This is a genomic window from Variovorax sp. 20P10.2.4, assembly GCF_058244205.1.
Map to the genome: position 1 here is coordinate 1 of NZ_JBZAYE010000884.1, position 2,423 is coordinate 2,423.

Annotated in this window: 4 protein-coding genes; 2 read left to right on the forward strand and 2 right to left on the reverse strand. The window is 71.7% G+C overall.

Going from position 1 to position 2,423, the window contains the following annotated elements; translation table 11 throughout:
- A partial coding sequence (locus AC27VN_RS38950; protein ID WP_490880136.1) for a helix-turn-helix domain-containing protein occupies window positions 1–157 on the reverse strand: 157 nt, incomplete at its 3' end.
- Between the two features lie 120 nt (window positions 158–277).
- Between AC27VN_RS38950 and AC27VN_RS38955 the strand changes: the two genes are divergently transcribed.
- Window positions 278–925 (forward strand): glutathione S-transferase family protein, encoded by a 648-nt coding sequence (locus tag AC27VN_RS38955; protein ID WP_490880133.1) that lies wholly within the window; start codon window positions 278–280, stop codon window positions 923–925.
- Window positions 926–965: 40 nt separating this feature from the next.
- Window positions 966–1,955, forward strand: coding sequence for a pyridoxamine 5'-phosphate oxidase family protein (locus AC27VN_RS38960; RefSeq protein ID WP_490880134.1), 990 nt, complete (start codon window positions 966–968; stop codon window positions 1,953–1,955).
- Window positions 1,956–2,009: 54 nt separating this feature from the next.
- Here the strand turns inward: AC27VN_RS38960 and AC27VN_RS38965 are convergent.
- On the reverse strand, window positions 2,010–2,423 hold a 414-nt coding region (locus AC27VN_RS38965), incomplete at its 5' end, for a cytochrome P450 (RefSeq protein WP_490880135.1).

The following is a 2,423-nucleotide window of genomic DNA, read 5'->3' on the forward strand; positions in this document are numbered from 1 at the left end:
TGGTGCGGTGGAACAGTCGCACGCCCAGGTGCGCCTCGAGCGCGGCGAGCGCGCGCACCACCGCGGGCAGCGAGGTGCCGAGCGCCTCGGCGGCGCGGGTCAGGCTGCCCTGGTCGGCAATCTGCACGAAGGTCTGCATGGCCTTGAAGCGATCCATTGGGCGATTAGATCGGATTAATCCGAAAAACGCAGCAGTCAAATCCGACGACGTGTATTCCTTCGATCGACGCAAGAGAGAAGAATCCACTCCGACGCCACCACTTCGAGGATCCCGACCATGACCGCTTCGCGCCAACCGGCCCAGTTCATCAAGCTCTACGGCACGCCGATCTCGGGCCACGTGCACCGCGTGCGCCTGTTCCTGTCGCTGCTGGGCCTGCCCTTCGAGGCGATCGAGATCGACATGCGCACCCGCGCCAACCGCACGCCCGAGTTCCTGGCGCGCAATGCCTTCGGCCAGGTGCCGGTGATCGAGGACGGCGAACTCACGCTCGCCGACTCGAACGCGATCCTGGTCTACCTCAACGAGCGTTATGCGGCCGATCCCGGCCGCTGGATGCCGCGCGATGCCTTCGGCGCGGCGCAGGTGCAGCGCTGGTTCTCGGTGGCGGCGGGCCAGCTCGCCTTCGGGCCGGCGGCCGCGCGCGTGTTCGCGCTGTTCGGCCGGCCCGACGATCCGAGCGAGGTGCGCAAGCGCGCCCATGCGCTGTTCGAGGTGATGGAGCGGCACCTCGCGGCCCAGCCCTTCCTGGTGGGCGAGTCGGCCACGCTGGCCGACATCGCGAACTACGCCTACGTGGCCCATGCGCCCGAGGGCGGCGTGTCGCTCGATCCCTATCCCCACGTGCGGCAATGGCTCGCGCGCGTCGAGGCGCTGCCGGGCTTCGTGCCGATGGTGCGCTCGCCTGTCGCACTGGCCGCCTGATCGCGTCCACCCTCACCGAAGAAACTCGCGGAGGTCCGCCATGATCGATGTTCCCTTCCACGCCGGCGAACGCGCGATGCAGCTGCAGGCCGGCTCGCGCGAGGTCATGGCCGCGGCCGGCTCGCGCGTGATCCGCGACTTCATGCCCGACCAGCACCGCGACTTCTTCGCGCTGCTGCCCTTCCTGGTCACCGGCAGCATCGACGCGCAGGGCCAGCCCTGGGCCAGCATGCTGGCCGCGCCGGCCGGCTTCGCGCATTCGCCCGACCCGACGCACCTGCGCATCGATGCGCTGCCCGATGCCGGCGATCCGCTCGCGGCCTCGCTGCGCGACGGCGCGACGCTCGGGCTGCTCGGCATCCAGCCGCACACGCGGCGGCGCAACCGCATGAACGGCACGGTCGAGGCGCTCGACGCGGCGGGCTTCACGCTCGAGGTGCAGCAGAGCTTCGGCAACTGCCCGAAGTACATCCAGGCGCGCGAGCCCGCCTACCGGCCGCCGGCCTCGGCGCCCGCGGCGGTGCAGCGACTCGATGGCCTCGACGACGCGGCACGCGCGCTGATCCGGCGCGCCGACACGCTGTTCATCGCCAGCGCCCATCCCGCGAGCGCGGCCATCGAGGGCGACGAGGTCGATGCCAGCGCGCGCGGCGTCGACGTCTCGCACCGCGGCGGGCGGCCCGGCTTCGTGCGCGTGGACGACATAGGCGGCGGCGTGCTGACGGTGCCCGACTTCACGGGCAACCGCTTCTTCAACACCTTCGGCAACCTGCTGGCCTATCCGCGCGCGGGTCTGTTGTTCGTCGACTTCGACAGCGGCGAGATGCTGCATGTCGCGGCCACGGCCGAGATCGTGATCGACGGGCCCGAGCTCGCGTCCTTCGAGGGCGCCGAGCGGCTGCTGCGGCTGCGCGTGCAGCAGGTGCTGCGCCGGCCCGGCGCGCTGCCGCTGCGCTGGGGCGCGGCGCAGCTGTCGCCGTTCCTGGAGCGCATGGGGCAGTGGGCGGAGTCCTCCCACCGTTCGGGCTGAGCTTGTCGAAGCCTCGCGCGACGCTTCGACAAGCTCAGCGTGAACGGTGGGGTCTCAATCGAACTGCGGAATGCGCCCATTGACCGACGGCCGATAGCGCCACCCGCGTTCGAGCAGCCGCTCGACCTCGGCCCGGCGCTCGCCCAGCAAGGCCTCGAGCCCGGCCGCCGCGAGCGTGCAGGCCAGCGCCTGTCCCGGGCACGCATGCAGGCCATGCCCGAAGCCCAGCATGCGGCGCCGCGCGCGCAGCGGCTGGAAGCGATCGGGCTCGGGATTGAAGCCCGGATCGCGGTTCGCCGCCGCCAGCACCAGCAGCACCGCATCGCCCGCGGCCAGCGTCGTGCCCGCGATGTCCACCGGCTCGGCCACGAAGCGCCGCGTGTTGTGCACCGAGGGATCATGGCGCGCGGTCTCCTGCACCACCATCTGCAGCCCGTCGCGCGTGGCCGCCGCCTCGCGCGCGGCCGG